The sequence below is a fragment of the Methylocella sp. CPCC 101449 genome (assembly GCF_031921685.1).
Classification (GTDB): domain Bacteria; phylum Pseudomonadota; class Alphaproteobacteria; order Rhizobiales; family Beijerinckiaceae; genus Terripilifer.
The window spans coordinates 1,014,931-1,033,960 of sequence record NZ_JAPDHU010000001.1 but is presented as its reverse complement, the minus strand read 5'-3'; the positions used below and the strand labels follow the sequence as shown (position 1 = coordinate 1,033,960).

Below are 19,030 nucleotides of genomic sequence, written 5' to 3'. Positions count from 1 at the left end.
CCTCTAAGATGAAAGTTCGACGAGACCGATGCCGGTCTTCCAGGCGCTGACCGGCTCATAGGCGAGGCGCGTGCCTTTGCTGGCCTGCGCAGCTGCGGCGGCGATCAGCCAATTGCGGATTTCCGCCGCGCCATTGCCGGCCTCGGCGATCACTTTGTCGGAATCGAAATCGACGATGGCATCGAGTTCGCCGGCCTCGAACAGGCGCAGGAAGTCCTGATCGAAAGTCTCGTTGATCAGGCCGGTCTGCGGCAGGCCGACCCAATGGCTGATGCCCCCGGTGCCGACGATGGCGATACGCGAGGCCACCGACTGCGCCCGCAAAGCCTGGCCCAGGGCCGTGCCGAAGGCGCGGCAGCGCGCGTGGCTGGGCAGCGGCGGCACCGTGCAGTTCACGTAAATCGGCAGGAGGGGAATATCGATATCCTTCATCAGGAAGCTCAGCGGGCAGCCAAAGGCGTGATCGAGCTTCATCTCCGCCACCGAAACGACGTCGAACTCGCTGTCGATCAGCCGTTTGACAACGTCGTCGCCAAAAGCATCGATCCCCTTGAAGGTGCGATCCGGCGTGCCGGCCTCGCCCCAAGAGGGAAAAGCCGCGCCGGTGCCGATGGCGAAAACCGGCACGGCCTCATAGGAAAAGGTCATCATATGGTCGGTGGCGATGATGACGAGGACGTCGGGGCGGCTCGCTTTCAATGTCTCTCTTAAATGCGCGAAGGCTTGAAAGACGCGATTGGCCTGCGCCTCGTCGGTTCCCTGCGGCATGCGCAGCATGGCGGCCGTGTGAGAGACGCAACTTTTCCAGACGATGTTGGCCATGATGTTCTCCTGTCGAACGGCTTACGATTGGCCGTCGACGCCAAAGCCGGCTTTGCGGTATTCGGCGACGTAGTCGATCTTCTGGAAGCCGGCGAAATTGCGGATCAGCAGCGGATGCAGCTGCCAGCGCAGCAGTTGCGCCACGTCGCGTCGCACCACAGCGCTGATTTCCTCGGTCGCGAGCGCGAATTCACGGGCGACGGAGGCTGGATCGTCATCCAGCCTCCGCTGCAAGTCCGCATCCTTGTCGTAGCGATGCAAAAACCGTTCGAGTCCCCGCCGCCGCACCGCACCACTCACTGTCATCGTCCTACCACTTCAACGGATCGATCTTGGAATAGACTTCCGATTGCAGGAGCGCCGCGAGTTTCGCTTCGTCCTGGCCGATGTCCTTGGTCAGCGCTTCCCATTTGCGTATGAGTTCGATGTGCTTGGCGATGAGCGCTTCCGGATCCTTCACACCAAGCGACTTGGCTTCCGCCGCGACAATGCCAATCTCTTCGGCATTGAAGGCATCCATCACGCCCTTTAGCGAAGCGCCGGGCACGAAGCTGATGCCGTGTTTCTTGGCTTCCTCGATGGCATGCTGGTCCTCGACGATATGGCCGCGAATGGTCGCCGCCGCCGTCGCCTTCGGCATTTCCGACCACAGAAGCTTCTTCTGATCGGCCGTGAGATTTTTCCACGACGTGCCGCTCATGACGAAGAGGCCGAAGGCGCGCGGCGTGCCGAGCGGCGCTTCGATGATCGATTTGATGACGTCGAGCCCGTAAATGCGCACCCAGACGTAAGGACCGTGCACGCAGCCGAGTGCGCCGCGTTGCAGGCCGGGAATGCTGTCGGAAGGCGACAAAGTCACTGGCGTCGCGCCCATCGCCTTGATGATGCGTGCGGCCGTGCCGAGCGATTGCACCTTCTCGCCCTTCACGTCTTCCGGTCCCTTCACCGGCTTGGAGCACAGCAGGCGATACGGCGTCGGGCCGTAGCCGGCGAGATAGGTCGCGCCCATGCGACGATATTCATCGAGACATTGCGGACAGTTGAGCATGATGGTCTCGACCGTCGCGCCGGCGATCGCCGCCGTGTCGGTGCCGAAACCAAGCAGATTGTAGATGGCGTTATTGGCTGCCAGTTCCTTGGTGTAGACCGTGGGCAGGATGATGCCGGCATCGATGAGATTGTCGCGCAGGGCCTGGCCCGTGCTACGCGGATTGACGATCTGACCGCCCGACACGAATTTCCATGTCAGCGCGCCGTTTGTTTTCTCCTGAATGGTCTTGAACAACGGCTCCAGTGCATAATTGCTGCCGTGATTGGTCGGTGCCCAAGAGCCGAACACCAGTTCCTTCGCCGTGCCATTTGCGCCTGTCGCGCAAAGCGCGGCGAAAGCCAGCGCCATCAACCCGCGAAACCTCATGGACCCCTCCCACCCATCATTGTCATCGTGATGGGCGCGCAGTGTAGCGTCGCCGGGCTTCAATGCAACAAAATTATAGAAGACTATACTTTTATCTCTTATGGACAAAGCGTGACTGTGCGATCTTGATCACAAACATTTGAAAAATATCGATTTAAATCAGCGTCCGATTGTTCGCGTCAGCGCAGCCGCACGCGCATGCGGACGAAATCGCCGCGATGCAGACCTTCCGATTCATAGACCAGGCATTCGTCCTGATCGAAAATCGAACGCTTGAGGATCACGATCGGGGAATTGATCGAGACATTCAGAAGATCGGCCACTTCCACATCGGCAGAACCGACGGTGACGGTCTGTTCGGCGCGGCCCAACCGGTTGCCAAGATGATCGTTGAGAATGCGCAGCGGTGTCGTTGTCGTAAAACCCTTCTTGCCCACTGTCTTGAAAATGCTGCGTTCGACATAACTGTTGGCGATGAGATAGGGCACGTTGCCGCGCCGGTGAATGCGGCGCAGGAATTGATATTCGTCGGCGACATGGCCGCCACTGTGCGAAGGGGCGGGCGGCGCCTTGGCGACGACGCAATCGAGCCATTCCATAGCGATGCCGGGCCGCGATTCCGTCAGTTCTTCCCATTCGGTGGGGATATCCAGCCACACTTCTGATTCGGGCTTGCGCAGGACGAACGTGCCGCGGCCACGATAGCGGCCGATCAAACCCTCGTTCTCAAGAAAGCCGACCGCGTGGCGCACCGTGGCGCGCGCGACGCCGAGTTCTTCGGCGAGCTCGTCCAAGGTGGGGATCTGTTGATTTAACGCCCATTCGCCGGTTTCGATGCGACGACGGAACAGCGTGACGAGCTGAATATAGATCGGCGTTGCGATGCGCGTCAGCGCTTCGATCTGACGCGAAGGAGCGGCTGACTTCGCACGACGCTTGATGGCTGCTTTTGACATTACGGAGAAGTCCCAGAAGTCCTGTGTTGCTTATCGCCCAATCATCCGCGTCCTGCAAATGTTGAAGAGCAAATCTTGCGAGGCGACTGGCGGCGCCGACAAATTGTGATATATGGCTATACTATTGTTTTAATAATCTTGGAACGGGAGGGTCCCAAGTGAAGCCGTGGCTGGACGTTCAAGTCGCCCGCATCAGCAGTTATCTTATTGCTATTGCAGCTATTTCTTCGCTGTTGATGATGCTCCATGTCAGTACCGATCTCGCCAGCCGTTTCATCCTCGGCACACAGATCGAGGGAACGATCGAGATCGTCTCGGCCTATTACATGGTGAGCCTGGTGTTCTTCCCGCTCGCCGCCATCGATCGCAGCACTGGCCATATCTCCGCCGACGTGTTCACGAATCTCATGTCGCGGCGCGTGCGTTGGCTGTCGCTGATGTTCGTCGACGTCATCATCCTCATCTGCATGGCCGCGCTCGTCTGGTTCAGCGCCCGTGAAGCTTATCTGCGCACGCTCGATGGCGAGATGTGGCGCTCCGGTGAATTCCTCATTCCCGTTTGGCTCAGCCGTTGGTTCGTGCCCATCGGCAGTGCCGGCATGTTCCTGACCGTGCTTCTGCGCCTGTGCTCGGGCGGCCGCCGCGCCGCCGCACCCGCTCATCATTGAATCGGAATTCCTCGTGACAAATTATCAGATCGGTCTCGCCGGCATCGCGGTGCTCCTGACCTTCATCGGCCTTGGCATGCCCATCGCCGTGGCGCTTTTCGTCGTGTCCGTCGGCGGCATCTTCTTCATTCGCGGCTGGGATGCGGCTTTCGGCTCCATCGGCAGCATGCCGTTCGATCTCTCGGCGAGCTGGACGTTGTCGGCCGTGCCGATGTTCTTCCTCATGGGCGCCTTCGCCTTCAATTCAGGGATGACGATCTCCGTCTACCGGGTGCTGCGCATGTGGTTCTGGTGGGTGCCGGGCGGCCTTGCCATCGCCACCAACATGGCCGGCACGGCATTTGGCGTGATTTCCGGTTCGAGCGTCGCGGTCACCGCCGTCATGGCCAAGATCGCCATCCCGGAAATGCTGCAGCGGCGCTATGACAAGGCACTCGCCACCGCCGTCGTCGCCGCATCGGGCACGATCGACGCGCTGATTCCGCCCAGCATCATCATCATTATCTACGGCATCGAGACGGAAGCCTCGATCACGGCGCTGTTCCTCGCCGGCATCATTCCGGGCCTGCTCACCGCGCTCATCTACAGCATCATGATCGTCGTGCGCTGCAAGCTCAATCCGGCGCTGGCGCCGGTCGGCGAGCGCGATTTCACCGTGGCGGAGCGGCGCGAGGCGACGCGCGATTCCTGGCCGCTGCCGGTTCTGTTCGCCGGTATTTTCATCGGCATCTACAGCGGCGTGATGACGCCGACGGAAGCTGGCGCCGCCAGCGCCGCGCTCGCTTTCATCATTGCCATGGTGCGACGGCAGATGAGCCTGCCGGTTTTGTGGCGCAGCCTCGTCGAATCGGCCTCGGCCTCCGCCTCGATCTTCTTCATCTTCATCGGCGCGGCGCTCTTTGCCCGCTTCATGTCGATGTCGGGCGTGCCGTCCTACCTCGGCAATATCGTCACCGAATATTCGCCCTCGCCGATGGCCTTCGTGCTGATCATCAGCGCCATCATCATTCTGCTCGGCATGTTCCTGGAGGGCATCGGCATTCTGTTGATCGTGGTGCCGATCATCCTGCCGATCTGCAAACAGCTCAACATCGATCTGGTATGGATCGGCATGCTGGTGATCAAGCTGATCATGGTCGGCCTGCTGCACCCGCCCATCGGCTTACAGGCCTTCGTCGTCAAAAGCGTGGTCGGCGACACGGTGCCGTTGATGACGATCTTCCGCGGCCTGCTCTGGTTCCTGGCCGCCGAAGTGGTGATCGTCGGCCTGATGATCGTCTTCCCCGACATCACCTTGTGGTTGCCGCGCCAGTTTGGGCATCATTGAAGCGCGGCACGCACCCCGCGTCATTGCGAGCGCAGCGAAGCAATCCATGCGTTCCTGGATTGCTTCGTCGCTTCGCTTCTCGCAATGACGGTTAGGTGGTGGGGGACAAATAAAAAGGCCGGGCGAGATGCCCGGCCTTTTCATTTGGAATGCCTGTCAATCTTACGCCGGCATTGGCTTGCCGAGGTGCTTCTCGAAGAAGGCCAATGTCTGAGCCCAGCTCACTTTCGACGCCTCCGCGTGATAGTTCGGATGGGTGTCGTCGTGATAGGCGTGGTTGGCGCCAGCGTGGCGGTAGAAATTGACCGGCTGTTTCGCCTGGGCGAGGGCCAGTTCCAGCTCCACCTGTTCCTGTGGCGGCACGGCATTGTCCTTCTCGCCGAAATGCACGTCGAGCGGGCAGGAGAGATTGGGCGCCACGGCGATGCGCGAGCGCGCCTGATTGTCGAGCCGCCATTGCGGCGGCACGATCGCTGTCGGATAGAAGGCTACGGCCGCTTTGACGCGGTCGGTCTGGCCGCAGATCCAGTCGAGCATCGTGCCGCCGCCCATGCAATAGCCGAGCGCGCCGACACGTTTCATGTCGACGCAGCCGAGCGAAGCGAGATAATCGCAGCCGGCTTCGAGATCGGGCACGGCCTGTTCGTCGCGCGCGGCCACGAAGGCCTTGCGGCGCCGATCCTCCACATCAACGAAATCCTGCGGCGGACGCCCGCCGACGCGGCTGAACAGGTCGACTGTGAGGGTGACATAGCCGAGATCGGCTAACCGCTTGGTCACGTCTTGACGGTGTTCGATCACGCCCAGGTTTTCATGCACCATGACGATCGCCGGCAGACCTTTGGCATCGCCCTTGGGCTTCGCGAAAAACCCACGGATATCGTCATTGCCGCTTTTGAACTCCACCCAGCCGCAGTCGACCTTGCGGTCCCACCGCGGCGGTAGAGGAAATATCGGTGCCATTGCGTCCTCTCAGTTCTTGATTTCCACGTCGACGAGCGGCGCTTCGCCCTTCAACTTGATTTCGACATCGAGCAAGCGCGCGCAATGCGGGCAGGCAAACCGCATGGCCTCGATTTGGTGATGCAGGGTGATGCGCGGACCAAGCTCGGCTTCGCTCGTGCTGGCTTGATGCGCATAGTCCTTCCAGTTTTCGCCAGCGGGCGCGATCGCTTCGCCGCAATCGCAGCGGAAGTAGCTCTGGCCCTTGATGCGTTGGAACGAGGCGGCATCGCCAAACCGGCCGATGAGATCGCCCGCCGCATCACGCGCCGGCTTGTTGGCCAATGTCTTGGGCGCCGGCCAGGCACGGCGCTCGGCGCGCATGGCCTCACGCAGATTCTGCGTTTCGGCCTCGTTCACCGCGCCATTGTCGCGCAGCACCACGCCATAAATGACGCGCGCCATATCAGGTGAGACAAAGCCGTAATGCACGTCCTCGGCGACCTGTTTGGCGACACGTTCGATCGGATCGCCCCAGCCGGCGCCGGCGCTCGGCCCACATTCATAGATGTCGCTGGCGTTGATCGGGATCGAGCCAGTCACTTTCGCCGGCAGGGTCAGCACTTCGCCGGGGATGCCAGACGTATCGAAGGGCAGTTGTCCGGCGGCGATCATCTCGTCCGCATGGGCATCCTTGAGAAAGCGGCGACGGTTGCAGCCGCTCGGATAGCCGCCGAACAGACCGAAGGAGGTCGGCGATTCATAGCAGTGGCAGGCAAGCCGCAGATCCATATGGTCGATGTCATGCAGCACATAGCCGACGCCGACGCTGGCGCCGCCGCGATTGCGGCCGGGGCCGGCAGAATCGGCGGTGAACTTGCGATAGAGATAGAGGATCGGTCCGATCTGCTCGTTGGCTTCGACGTTCTGCAGGCGCAGTGCCGGAATATGGCGATGGCCCTGCGGCGTCAGGCCGTCGCGGTGCGAGTAAGCACCGCCGCCGACATAGATCATGTCGAGCAACGCGCCGTGGAAATGCTCGCCATATTGGTTGTGGCCGAAGAAAGCATAGAGATCAGGCCCGCCATTCGGCGAAGCCTGCGCCTCATGGATGTAGTCCTTGTCGGTGGCGGCCAAGCGCGATAGCGCCGCCGTCGCCACGGTCTCGACCAGCCACATGGCGCCAAGCGGTCCTTGGCTGACGGGGGCGGGAAAACGCGCTGAAACGATCGAGCCCGGCCGGCTCACCAGTTTCATCGGCTTGAACACGCCCTCGTTCCACGGCAGATCGTAAGCGAGGATCGGCAGCATGGCGGCCCGCACGCCGGCGAGCAGGCCGCCCTCCGTGCAGTTCATGAAGCGCGGCGCCTGATCGGCCGATTTAGAGAAATCGAGCGTGATCTCGTCGCCGGTCTTCGTCAGCTCCACGTGAATGCGGTAGAGCTTGTTCTCCTTGCCGTCGTGGTCGAGGAAGGTCTGGGCGCGATAGACCCCATCGGGCAGTTTGGCCAGGCGCTCGCGCACGGCCCGTTCCGACATGTCGATGGCTTCGTCCATCACCGACAGCACCGTGTCGATGCCATATTGGTCGATGGTTTCCTGCAAGCGGCGCAGCGCCACCTTGTTGGCGGCCATCATGCCGCGGAAGTCGAGGCTCATATTGGTCGAGAGGCGCGACATGCCGGTGATCATCGCCAGAATGTCTTCGCGGAACTCGCCGTTCTCGACGATGCGCAGCGGCGGGATCAGCATGCCTTCCTGCAACACGTCGGTGGCTTCTGGGAAGGAGCCGCCCGGCGCCATGCCGCCGACATCGAGCTGATGGCAGCACACGCCGATCCAGCCGATGCGCTGGTCGCCATGGAACACCGGCGCCACCAGACCGAAGTCGGGGGCATGCAGCGAGCCCTTATAGGGATGGTTGACGAGGAACATGTCGCCGGCGCGAATGCCGGGCTTCGCCGAACAATCGGCGATGATGCTCTTGACCATTTCCGCCACGGAAGCGGCGTGCAGCAGCACCGTCTTGCCCATGGTGACGATCTCGCCATGGGCGCGGAAGATGCCGGTGTTGAAATCGGTCGCTTCGTTGACCAAAGGCGAACCGGAAATCGCCTGCAAAGTGGCGCCCTGTTCGTCGGTGATCGAGGTCAGACGATGATGGATGACCTGGAAGGTGATCGGATCGACTTTAACGCGATCATAGTCGTAAACGTCGGAGCGGGGCGGAATCAAAGTATCGGTGCTCATTGTCTCAACCCTTCAAATGAATGAGCAGATTGCCAAACGGTTCGATCTCGGCGCGGTGGCCGACACCAACGACGATGGTCGTGTCGGGGCGCTCGACGATGGCGGGGCCTTTAACGGGATGGCCGGGGCTCAGATCCTCCCAGCGATAAACCGGAGTTTCCTTGAAACCCTCGCCGTAGAAATAGACCTTGCGCGTACCGGCGATCTTTGGCGCCGCACCGCCGCCTTCGCGGGCGCGCGGATCGGGCCGCTGCACCGGCGTCAGACCTTCGACGCGCAGAGTGATGAATTCGACGCCCGACATGCGCAACGCGGTGCCCTTGCCATAGATCTGCTCGTAGCGCTGTTCGAAACTGTCGACGAGCTGATCGATCGCCGCCGCATCGAGCGGGGTCGATGGCACGTCGACTTCGATCTGATGCACCTGCTGGCGGAAGCGCATGCCGATGAGCCGCTTGATCTGCGTCTTGTCGCCAAGCGCCTTGCGGCATTGGGCGACGAGCTGATCGAAACCGGCGTTGAGCTTGCCGGCATCGATATGATCGGACGCCCGCTTGAACCGGGCTGGCGCATGCTGGCCGAAAGCAAGCGAGAACGAGCGATGCCGGTCGGCCGTCACCGTGCCGAAGGCAGAGTGGCCCGAGGCGGTCTTGGGCACCACGACGGTCGAAATGCCGGCCACCGAACTGTAGTGATAGGCATGGGTCGGTCCGGCGCCGCCATAGGCGAAGACGACGAAGTTTCTGGGATCGTAGCCCGAGCGCGTGGTGACTCGGCGCAACAGGTCGGCCATCTGATTGTTGGCGACTTCGCGAATGCCGGCCGCCGCTTCATGCAGGGAGAGGCCGAGCGGCTTGGCGATGTGATCGTTGATCGCCCGCTCGGAGGCGGCGATATCGAGATCCATCTTGCCGCCCAGAAAATACGCCGGATCGATCATGCCGAGCACGACGTCGGCATCGGTGATCGTCGGCTCGGTGCCGCCGCGGCGATAGCAGGCGGGGCCGGGCACGGCGCCGGCACTTTCCGGGCCAACCATCAGATGGCCGGCATGGATGCGCGCGATCGAACCGCCGCCGGCGCCGATGGCCGTCACCTTGATCGAGGGCAGGGCCACGTGAAAGCGACCGACCTCGCGGATGTTTTCCAACAGCGGCCGGCCATTGACGATGACGCCGACATCGAAGCTCGTGCCGCCCATGTCGGTGGTGAGAATGTTATCGTAGCCGAGCTGTTCGCCGAGTTTCAGCGAGGCGAGCACGCCGCCGGCCGGACCTGAGGTGAGCAGATTGGCGGCCTGGAACGCCGCTTCATTCGCCGGCAGCACGCCGCCGCCCGATTCCATGATCGAGATCGGACCATCGAAGCCGGCGGTGCGGATCGAATTTTCGAGCCCGTTGATATAGCGGTTGATGACCGGGCCGAGATAGGAATTGATGCAGGTGGTCGATGTCCGCTCATATTCGCCGAGCACGGGAATGAGCGACGACGAAATGGTGACGAACACACCAGGCGCGATCTCGTTCACCAGTTCGGCGAGCCGGCGCTCATGCGCAGGATTGCGGAACGACCAGAGCAAAGTGACGGCGATGGCCTCCACGCCGGCGTCGACCAGGCGCTTGATGCTGGCGCGCGCCGCTTCTTCGTCCAACGGCACGACCACCGCGCCTTTGTAGTCGATACGTTCGATGATCGGCTCGATCAGATCGATGTCGACCAAGGGCTGCGGTGTCGAACGTTCGGAGAAATGCGCGATTTCGTGATCGGACAGGCCGGCCCAGCTCGCCATGCAGCGCTGGATGCGTAAAGTGTCGCGAAAGCCGCGCGTCGTCAGCAGGCCGGTCTTGACGCCCTTGCGTTCGATGAAGGCATTGGTCGCCGCCGTCGTGCCGTGGGCGAAATAGGCGAGTTGCGAAATCAGCTTGTCGCGGGTGAGGCCCTTGGCCTCGGCCGCCAGCGTGAAGGCATCGAGCACGCCGCGCGTGCGGTCGTCGGGGGTGGTCGGCGCTTTGACGATGGTGACATCGCCCGTGTCATCCAGCATCACCAGATCGGTGAACGTGCCGCCAATATCCGTACCTACGTAATACGCCATTGCGTTTCCCTCTCATGGCCTGACGACAGCCAGAACCAATGTTGCAGTGTTACAAATGTCCGACCTTACGGTCGCAATACATGCCCTAATTCTTGGTCCTTCGGCGGCACTCATGGCGCCAGCGCGATGACGTCCAGGGCGAAATGGGCCTTGCCGCCGGGGGCGGCATTGGCATCGGCGACGCAGATGGCGATGCGTGCCGGCGGATCCTGAGGAAAGAACTCCATCCACGCCTGATGGAAGGGCGTGCGCTTCTCCAGATCGTGCAGGTAGAGCGTCACTTTCACCACATGCGCCAAAGTCGCGCCCGAAGCGGCGAGCACCGCTTCGAGGTTCTTCAGCGCCTGGCGCGCCTGGGTCAGAGGATCGTCACTCATGCCGCCGGCTTTGTCGCCACTTTGCGGCTCGCGGCCACGAATGGCCGATAGAAACAGGAAGCCGCCCGCGCGCACGCCCGGCACCATGCCGGCCATGCGTTCGGGTGCTTGCGGTGATTGCGCCATGGATTGGCGATCGAGCTGTGCCCCCAAACGTCCCTCCCGCGTTGTCTATTTTCCGAGAACGAACTGACGGATGATGTCGCCGACGACGTCGGGCTTATCGGTCTGCACCTGATGGCCGGCATCGGCGATCCAGTGGAATTTCACGTCCGGCAGCAGCGGCTCGAGCTTGCGGCCGGTTTCCGGCAAAGCGAACGGATCTTCGTTGCCCCAGACGAAGATCGTCGGCAGCACTTTCGTCAATTTCGGCAGGCTGTCGCGCAGGTTCATGTGCATCGACAGAATCGGGTGTTTGTTGAGGCCGCCAGTGGCTTTCAGGAAGCGATCCATGGCTTCCATGGCGCCCGGCCGCGTCGCGCTCGCCTGCCGGCGGTCGATCAGTTCGTCGGTGATCTTGGAGCGGTCGACGACGAGGCCTTCGAGCATTTTGCGCATCGCCTGCGGCGTGCCGTCATAGCCCATCAAGGCGCGCATCGCATCGGTCGGCGCCTGTTCGATGCCCATGCATTGGCCGATGGTGAGTGAGGAGATCAGCACCATTTTCTCAACCCGCTCGGGGTTTTCCAGCGCATAGCGCGCGGCGGCGAAAGCGCCCTGCGAATTGCCGAGAATGGTGAACCTGTCGAGACAAAGCGTATCGACGAAATCCCGCGCCTGGTCGATGCGGTTGAGCAGGCCGTGGGGCGTCGGCGCCGAAACGTCGGTTTCGCCATAACCGCCGATAGAATCCGGCGCGATGACGCGGAAATGCGGGGAGAGCGCTTCCATCAGCGCGCCCATGCCCGATTGACCGGAAGAGCCATGGCCGCCGCCATGCAGCATGACGATCACCGGGCCGTCGCCGCCGGCTTCCATGTAATGCGTCTTGATGCCGTTCACTTTCACCCAGCGCGAACGCAGTCCGCCACCTGTGCCTCCCTTGCCCATCGCATCCTCCGCGTCGTTGCAGGCATCATTTCTGAGGCGACCGTCGTAGGGGAAGCCGGGCGGCTTGGCAACCTAAATTTACAAAAGACTATAAGATTATCCCTTTGCGGCGAGCGAAGCGCTTGAAAGTGCTGCGGTTCAGCGGAAAGTCGGAAATTTGCGATGTGTCAGAAGGAGGTCGGACGACGCCTTTGCGGGCCTATTGTGATAGCTGGCTAGCACATTTGGGCGGCGGGAGCCGGCTGTTGGCAGCGTACCGCCAACAGCCGGGATAGGTCAGCCTTCGTATTGCGCCGCGTCGGCGAGCAAGGCGTCGGTGCCGAGCAAGTCGTTGAGGCCGTCGAAATCCAGCATGCGGTCTTTCATCGCCGCGTTGCTGCCTTGCTGGCGCAGATTGCCGTAATAGTCTTGTGTCAGGCGGCCGAGCGCGCGCACGATGCCGCCGGGGAAAATCACCAGTTTGAAGCCGATCTGGGCGAGTTCGTTGGCGCTGAGCGTCGGCGTGCGCCCGCCCTCCACCATATTGGCCATCAAAGGCCGCTGGTCGCCGAAGCGCGTGCGGATCGCGGCGAGATCGTCGCGCGACGGCGGCGCTTCCACGAACAGAATATCGGCGCCGGCCTCAGCATAACGCGCGGCGCGCTCGAGCGCAGGCTCCAATCCCTCCACGGCCACCGCATCGGTGCGCGCGATCACCAGCATGCGCTCGGAGGCGCGTGCGTCGACGGCCGCCTTGATCTTGCCGACCATCTCGCCAGACGTAATGACGCTCTTGTTGCGCAGATGGCCGCAGCGCTTGGGAAAGGTCTGATCCTCGATCTGAATTGCCGCCGCGCCGGCGCGTTCGAACAGGCGCACGGTGCGCTGCGTATTGAGCGCATTGCCATAGCCGGTATCGCCGTCGACGATGATGGGGCAGGCGACACGCGCGGTGATCAGCGACAGAGTTTCGGCCATTTCCGTCGCGGTGACGAGGCCGATGTCTGGCCGCCCGAGCCGCGTATAGGCGACGTTCGCGCCGGAGAGATAGAGGCAGGAGAAGCCGGCGCGTTCGGCGACGAAAGCCGTGAAGGCATCATAGATACCCGGTGCAACGACAATGTCCGTACCGCGCAATTGTTCCGGCAATCCTGAAGTCGCCTGCATCATCGTTCCTATCGTCATTTTTGGGCTGCCGGCGCAGCCGGTCTTCATGACAGTGCTGTAGCACGTCACTCCGGCGAATGAAAAACACAGGCCGGAAAAGTGATAATATCCAGACCGCTTGGATAAAACGTGACTTTCCGCCCTTGCCCGGAAGGCCGCCCGGATGGAACTTTTATCAGGCGATAATGATTTCCTTCTCACCCGGTCCGAGCAGGACCTATCGGTTAAATTTGAACGGAGCACATCATGCGGATTTCAGCTTTTGTTGGTGCGGTCGCTTTCAGCGCCGCTGTCGCCGTCGCTTCCGTCGCAGGCACTTCGAGTGCCTTGGCCGATAGCGGCTCCGTTCGCCTCAACGTCGTCAAGGGCGGCTTCTTCGTCGGCGCTTCTGGCGGCGATGGTGTGCTGCGCTTCCGCGGCCGCAGCTATCCCTTGTCGGTCGGTGGCCTGAGCGCCGGCCTGGTCTTCGGTGCCTCGCAAGCCACCTTGCGCGGCCGGGTCACCAATATCCGTCGCCCCTCCGATGTCTCGGGTGTTTATGGCGCCGTGGGTGCCGGTGGCGCGGTCGGCGTCGGTGCCGGTGCCATCGTGCTGCAAAACAACAAGGGCGCGGTCCTGCGTCTGGAAGGTCGGCAGGTTGGCCTGATGGCCAATGTCGATCTCAGCGGCCTGTCGATCTCGCTGCGTTAAAGCAAATCGCGAAGCGATTTTGCCCGAATAGCATCACACCAATCGTTTTCAGCACCCGCTTCGGCGGGTGCTTGACTTTCGCCTCATCATGTAACATATAAAGTTGCATGAAGCGAGACAGCAAACTCTCGGGCGTCCTGCACGTCCTCCTGCACATGCTCGGCAGCAAGACGCCAGCGACATCGGAACATCTGGCCTTGATGATGGGCACCAATCCGGTGGTCGTCCGTCGTGTCATGGCTGGGTTGCGCGAACAGGGGTTCGTCACCTCGGCCAAGGGCCATGGCGGCGGCTGGCTCATCGCCTGCGATCCGGCAACCGTCACTCTGGCGGATATTTACGCCGCCGTCGGCGAGCCCCCGGTCATTGCCATGGGCCATCGGAGCGAAGCGCCAGGCTGTCTCGTCGAACAGGCAGTCAATCGCGCGCTCAATGACACCTTTCGCGAAGTCGAAGACGTCTTCGTCAAACATCTGAAGGCGGTGACGCTGGCCGATCTGTCGAAAGACTTCAATCGCCGCCTCGCGGCGCGCGGCCTCACCAAGGAAAGCCAGACCCATGCGTTATGATGCGTTGATCATCGGCGGCAGTTTTGCCGGCCTGTCCGCCGCCATGCAGCTCGCCCGCGCCAATCGCGCCGTTTGCGTCGTCGACGGCGGCGAACCGCGCAATCGCTTCGCGGCTGCCTCGCACGGCTTCTTCGGCCAGGATGGCATGCCGCCAGGTGAGATGTTGGCGCAGGCGCGAGGCAAGCTCGCCGCTTATCCGAGCGTCCGCTTCGTCGACGGGCTGGCGCGTGAAGCCAGTGCGGAAGGTGATGGCTTCGCCGTCAAAGTCGATGGCGGCCCGTCGTTGATCGGTCGCAAGCTCGTGCTGGCTTTCGGTCTCAGGGATGATCTGCCCGATCTGCCGGGCTTGCGCGAACGTTGGGGCGCGACCGTCAATCATTGTCCCTATTGTCACGGCTATGAGTTTCTGCATCGCCCGCTCGGCGTGCTCAATCTGCATGGGCATTCCGCCTTTCAGGCACAGCTCATCGCCGATTGGGGGCCGACGACGTTCTTTCTCAATGGCGGTGCCAGGCCCGATGATGAGACATCGGCGCGTCTGGCCGCCCGCAATGTCACGATCGAACCGGAGAAAGTCGTCGCGCTTGAAGGCGAAAGTCCTGATCTGACGGGCGTGCGTCTTGCCGACGGCCGTCTTGTCGAACTGGCCTCGCTCTTCGTCGCGCCGCGCACATCCTTCCAATGTCCGATCGCCGAACAATTGGGCTGCGCGCTCGATGACGGTCCTTTGGGCCGCGTCATTCAGACCGATGCGACGAAACAGACGAGCGTGCCCGGCGTCTATGCGGCGGGTGATATCGCCAGGCCGATGCACAATGCCACTTTCGCCTCAGCCGATGGCGTGATGGCCGGTGCTGGCGTGCACCACGCATTGATCTTTGGATAGCTATACGCCGTCGTTGGTCGCCACGCGGCGGCCGTTGCGGCGCGACGCATAGCTCGGCACCGGATCTTGCGCGAGGCCGCTGACGACAACGATGCGGTTCACCTCGCCGCGCAGGAAGGCCTGCAGGAAACGGTTGTAGTCCTTGAAGGAGATGCAGCCGTTGGAATCGCCGCGCGGTCCCAGCATATAGGTGTGCGCCAGAATGCCGGCGCGGCCGTGAATGGCGCCGCTGCCGCCGACTGGGTTCATGCGGATGGCGCGCACGCCGTGGAACAGCGCTTCGCGTTCGACCAGATTATAGGTGCCGACCGGCGTCGGGCCCTGCATGCGCACATGTACGAAGCGCGGATCGTCCATCTTGTCGCCAAGGCCGGAATGGGCTTCGAGCACGTCGCCGTTCGGCATCGTTACCGTACGCGCGACAATATTGTAGACGGCGGTGCCGGCCGCGACCGTCGGATTGGGTGCCGGATTGACGCGGACGCTCGGGCGCAGATTGATGTCGGCTTCCGGCGAGGCATAGGCGAGCGCCGGTCCCGGCGCCGTCGCCGGTTGCGGGTTGAACAGTTTTTCGAAGAAGGAGCGATTGTCGGCGGCCTGCGTCGGCGGCGTCGCCGGCACGACCGTCGTCTGCGCCCGTTGCGTCTGCCTGCTGGCGCGCGTCTGCGGCTCGGGGAAACGCAGCTCCGGCGGACGCGGCACCGGCATGGGCACGTTCGGCAGCGGTTCTGGATCGAGCGTCGCTGGCTCCAGGGCCGCCACGGCTTGCGGTGCCGGTTCGGCCGGCGCGACTTCAACGGTCTGGGTCTCGGTCGGTAGCTCGACCGGCGCTTCGGGAATGGCGCGGGCGATGCGGAAGCCCGACGCGACAGGCGCGTCCTGGCGGAAGGCCATGATCCCCGCCGGCAGGGTCGGCGCCGGCTGCATCATCAAGGCATAGTCTTCGGCGGTGGCCGCGATCGCCCGGCGGACCGGCGCAGCCGTCAGTGTCGGATCGATCGGCTGGTCCGGCGGAATGCTGCCGGTCACCTCAAAGGAGACCCCGGGGGTGGGCGAACTGGCGCCAGTCAGGCCGAAAACGCCGTTCTGGGTTGCCAGATGGCCGCCGATCCCGATCGAGGCGATCAGGAGCGCGGAGAAGCCGACTGCTGAGAGAAACGTGCCGCGACGGGTCAGGCGATGGCGGTGCGGAACCGGGCCGCCTGAGACTGGGCTGGGCTGCATAGGATTTGACTCAACAGAGACACAAACTTTAATCGCAGCTCATTCAGCGCCCGTTTGGTTAATCTTCGATAAAGTCCAGGCTTATCTCGGGCTTTTTGCTGTTCCGATGAGGGACGCAGCCCCCGAAAACCGGCCGGTGGACCCTTCGTCACATTCTGGCTGTCACCCGTCCGTGCCATAGAGCGCGCCAAATCCTCGCAAAACTGCCTTTGGTTCCATGATCCGCCTCGACAACATCAGCAAACAGAACGGCCACCAGATTCTCTTCATCGAGGCTTCGGCCGGGCTCCTCAAGGGCGAAAAAGTCGGCCTCGTCGGGCCGAACGGCGCCGGCAAGACCACTTTGTTCCGGATGATAACCGGCCAGGAACTGCCCGACGAAGGCCAGGTTGGCGTCGATCGCGGCACCACCATCGGCTATTTCAGCCAGGATGTTGGCGAAATGTCCGGCCGCAGCGCCGTCGCCGAAGTGATGGATGGCGCCGGCCCGGTCTCCGTCGTCGCGGCCGAGCTGAAGGAATTGGAGACCGCCATGGTCGACCCCGACCGGGCCGACGAGATGGAAAGCCTGATCGAGCGCTATGGCGAGGTGCAGGCGCGGTTCGAGGAGCTCGACGGCTATGCGCTCGACGGGCGGGCGCGCGAAGTTCTAGCCGGCCTCAGCTTCACCCAGGAGATGATGGACGGCGATGTCGGCGCGCTCTCGGGCGGCTGGAAAATGCGCGTAGCTTTGGCCCGCATCCTCTTGATGCGTCCCGATGCCATGCTGCTGGATGAGCCGAGCAACCATCTCGATCTCGAAAGCCTGATCTGGCTCGAGGACTTTCTGAAAGGTTATGACGGCGCGCTGCTGATGACCTCGCATGATCGCGCTTTCATGAACCGCATCGTCGGCAAGATCATCGAGATCGATGGCGGCACGCTGACGACTTTTTCCGGCGATTATGAGTTCTACGAACAGCAGCGCGCGATGAACGAGAAGCAGCAGCAGGCGCAGTTCGAGCGCCAGCAGGCCATGCTCGCCAAGGAGATCAAGTTCATCGAGCGTTTCAAGGCGCGCGCCTCCCATGCGGCGCAAGTGCAAAGCCGCGTCAAGAAACTGGAGAAGATCGATCGCGTCGAGCCGCCGCGCCGCCGCCAGAGCGTGATGTTCGAATTCCCGCCGGCGCCGCGCTCCGGCGACGACGTGGTGGCGCTCAAGAACGTGTACAAGCGCTACGGCAATCGCGCCATTTACGAAGGCTTCGATTTCACCGTGCGCCGCAAGGAGCGCTGGTGTGTGATGGGCATCAATGGCGCCGGCAAATCGACTTTGCTGAAGCTGATCGCCGGCTCGACCGAGCCCGACGATGGCACGGTGGCGCTCGGCGGCAGCGTCAAGATGGGCTATTTCGCCCAGCACGCCATGGATCTTCTGGATGGCGATCGCACGGTGTTTCAATCGCTGGAAGATTCCTTTCCGCAGGCCGGGCAGGGCTCGCTGCGCGCGCTCGCCGGCTGTTTCGGTTTCTCGGGCGACGATGTCGAGAAGAAATGCCGCGTGCTCTCGGGCGGCGAGAAGGCGCGGCTCGTGATGGCGAAAATGCTCTACGATCCGCCGAATTTTCTGGTGCTCGACGAGCCAACCAACCATCTCGACATGGGCACCAAGGAGATGTTGATCCAGGCGCTCGCCAATTACGAAGGCACCATGCTGTTCGTCTCGCATGATCGCCATTTCCTGGCGGCGCTGTCGAACCGCGTGCTGGAACTGACGCCGGACGGCGTCCATCAATATGGCGGCGGCTATGTCGATTATGTCGCCCGCACCGGCCAGGAAGCGCCGGGCCTGCGGCACTGAACCGGCTCTCCATGTCATCCCGGACGCCGCAGGCGATCCGGGAACCAGGGGCGCGTGGTAACATCCGACGAAATGCTCCGTATCAGGCGAGTTATCGCCGACATGGAAGTGGTGGCACCTGGATCCCGGATCACGCTGCGCGTGTCCGGGATGACACGAAGGCTGCGATGTATTCAAGCGACTTGATGACACCAAGGCTTTCAACAACCTGCCAAATATTTTGCCGCATTGATCTTTTCTGAAAGGATCGGCGCTATGCTGCTGCCTTTCCGATGGGGAGGATGTCATGCGGCGTGTCGGTCTGGTCTGTCTTGCGGTTCTGCTGTGTGGCGCCGCTTTCGCCGAAGGTCCGGTGACCTTGCAGGCCCCGCAGGCGACGCAGCCGCCTTTCGTGCCGGCGCCCGTGCGCGTCAAACCGATCATCTCGACGACGATCACCGCGTCTGGCCAGGTGCTGCTCTTTCCGAAGGAGCCGGGCCGGGTGATCGCTGGCGAATATATCATCGCGCCCGGCGCTGTTCTGCCGCTGCACCAGCATCCCTATCCGCGCTTCGCCTATGTGCTGCAGGGCGAACTCGAAGTGGAGAACCGCGACACCAATCAGATCTATCACTACAAGCCGGGCGAAGTGGTGGTGGAAATGATCGGGCAGCGCCATCTCGGCCGCAACAAAGGCGACGAGCCCGTGCGCCTCATCGTCTTCGACGTGACGCCGGCCAATGTCGAAAACAATGTGACCCTGGCCCAATAGGGCTGTTGACGCACCGGAGT

General features: G+C 62.3%; 18 protein-coding genes. 7 read left to right on the top strand and 11 right to left on the bottom strand.

Annotation, left to right across the window (positions count from 1 at the left end; genetic code table 11):
- Positions 1-3: 3 nt before the first annotated feature.
- From OIM99_RS04635 to OIM99_RS04620, 4 genes are all read right to left on the bottom strand, one after another.
- A complete protein-coding gene (locus OIM99_RS04635; protein WP_311849157.1) occupies positions 4-822 on the bottom strand; it encodes a hypothetical protein in 819 nt (272 codons plus the stop codon).
- 21 nt (positions 823-843) lie between these two features.
- A complete protein-coding gene (locus OIM99_RS04630; RefSeq protein ID WP_409371470.1) occupies positions 844-1,056 on the bottom strand; it encodes a hypothetical protein in 213 nt (70 codons plus the stop codon).
- Positions 1,057-1,132: 76 nt separating this feature from the next.
- On the bottom strand, positions 1,133-2,239 hold the full coding sequence (dctP, locus tag OIM99_RS04625) for a TRAP transporter substrate-binding protein DctP (RefSeq protein WP_311849155.1): 1,107 nt from the start codon (positions 2,237-2,239) through the stop codon (positions 1,133-1,135).
- Positions 2,240-2,418: 179 nt separating this feature from the next.
- Positions 2,419-3,195, bottom strand: coding sequence for a GntR family transcriptional regulator (locus OIM99_RS04620; RefSeq protein ID WP_311849154.1), 777 nt, complete (start codon positions 3,193-3,195; stop codon positions 2,419-2,421).
- Between the two features lie 158 nt (positions 3,196-3,353).
- Between OIM99_RS04620 and OIM99_RS04615 the strand changes: the two genes are divergently transcribed.
- Positions 3,354-3,863, top strand: a complete 510-nt coding sequence (locus tag OIM99_RS04615) for a TRAP transporter small permease (RefSeq protein WP_311849153.1) — start codon at positions 3,354-3,356, stop codon at positions 3,861-3,863.
- A gap of 13 nt (positions 3,864-3,876) precedes the next feature.
- The gene (locus tag OIM99_RS04610; protein WP_311849152.1) at positions 3,877-5,190 is read left to right on the top strand and encodes a TRAP transporter large permease; all 1,314 of its coding nucleotides are present in this window, start codon (positions 3,877-3,879) and stop codon (positions 5,188-5,190) included.
- Between the two features lie 162 nt (positions 5,191-5,352).
- On the opposite strand, the gene OIM99_RS04605 is transcribed toward OIM99_RS04610, so the two are convergent.
- The 6 genes from OIM99_RS04605 to OIM99_RS04580 form a co-directional block, all read right to left on the bottom strand.
- Positions 5,353-6,153 carry a dienelactone hydrolase family protein gene (locus OIM99_RS04605; RefSeq protein ID WP_311849151.1) on the bottom strand — a complete coding sequence of 267 codons (801 nt, stop codon included), beginning with the start codon at positions 6,151-6,153 and terminating at the stop codon, positions 5,353-5,355.
- Positions 6,154-6,162: 9 nt separating this feature from the next.
- Positions 6,163-8,382, bottom strand: a complete 2,220-nt coding sequence (locus OIM99_RS04600) for a hydantoinase B/oxoprolinase family protein (RefSeq protein ID WP_311849150.1) — start codon at positions 8,380-8,382, stop codon at positions 6,163-6,165.
- Between the two features lie 4 nt (positions 8,383-8,386).
- Positions 8,387-10,477 (bottom strand): hydantoinase/oxoprolinase family protein, encoded by a 2,091-nt coding sequence (locus OIM99_RS04595; RefSeq protein WP_311849149.1) that lies wholly within the window; start codon positions 10,475-10,477, stop codon positions 8,387-8,389.
- Positions 10,478-10,587: 110 nt separating this feature from the next.
- Positions 10,588-11,007, bottom strand: coding sequence for a RidA family protein (locus OIM99_RS04590; protein WP_311849148.1), 420 nt, complete (start codon positions 11,005-11,007; stop codon positions 10,588-10,590).
- A gap of 18 nt (positions 11,008-11,025) precedes the next feature.
- Positions 11,026-11,904, bottom strand: coding sequence for an alpha/beta hydrolase (locus tag OIM99_RS04585; RefSeq protein WP_311849147.1), 879 nt, complete (start codon positions 11,902-11,904; stop codon positions 11,026-11,028).
- 276 nt (positions 11,905-12,180) lie between these two features.
- A complete protein-coding gene (locus OIM99_RS04580; RefSeq protein ID WP_409371469.1) occupies positions 12,181-13,068 on the bottom strand; it encodes an oxaloacetate decarboxylase in 888 nt (295 codons plus the stop codon).
- Between the two features lie 228 nt (positions 13,069-13,296).
- On the opposite strand from OIM99_RS04580, the gene OIM99_RS04575 reads away from it, so the two are divergent.
- From OIM99_RS04575 to OIM99_RS04565, 3 genes are all read left to right on the top strand, one after another.
- Positions 13,297-13,740: a hypothetical protein gene (locus OIM99_RS04575; RefSeq protein WP_311849146.1), complete on the top strand. Its 444-nt coding sequence runs from the start codon at positions 13,297-13,299 to the stop codon at positions 13,738-13,740.
- A gap of 107 nt (positions 13,741-13,847) precedes the next feature.
- Positions 13,848-14,309 carry an Rrf2 family transcriptional regulator gene (locus OIM99_RS04570; RefSeq protein ID WP_311849145.1) on the top strand — a complete coding sequence of 154 codons (462 nt, stop codon included), beginning with the start codon at positions 13,848-13,850 and terminating at the stop codon, positions 14,307-14,309.
- Positions 14,299-15,195: an NAD(P)/FAD-dependent oxidoreductase gene (locus tag OIM99_RS04565; protein WP_311849144.1), complete on the top strand. Its 897-nt coding sequence runs from the start codon at positions 14,299-14,301 to the stop codon at positions 15,193-15,195. Before OIM99_RS04570 ends, OIM99_RS04565 begins: the two co-directional genes overlap by 11 nt.
- Here OIM99_RS04565 and OIM99_RS04560 read toward each other — a convergent pair whose 3' ends face one another.
- A complete protein-coding gene (locus tag OIM99_RS04560) occupies positions 15,196-16,419 on the bottom strand; it encodes a tlde1 domain-containing protein (RefSeq protein WP_311849143.1) in 1,224 nt (407 codons plus the stop codon).
- 217 nt (positions 16,420-16,636) lie between these two features.
- Between OIM99_RS04560 and OIM99_RS04555 the strand changes: the two genes are divergently transcribed.
- Positions 16,637-18,259, top strand: a complete 1,623-nt coding sequence (locus tag OIM99_RS04555; RefSeq protein ID WP_311849142.1) for an ABC-F family ATP-binding cassette domain-containing protein — start codon at positions 16,637-16,639, stop codon at positions 18,257-18,259.
- Between the two features lie 286 nt (positions 18,260-18,545).
- Positions 18,546-19,010 (top strand): cupin domain-containing protein, encoded by a 465-nt coding sequence (locus tag OIM99_RS04550; RefSeq protein ID WP_311849141.1) that lies wholly within the window; start codon positions 18,546-18,548, stop codon positions 19,008-19,010.
- Positions 19,011-19,030 lie beyond the last annotated feature (20 nt).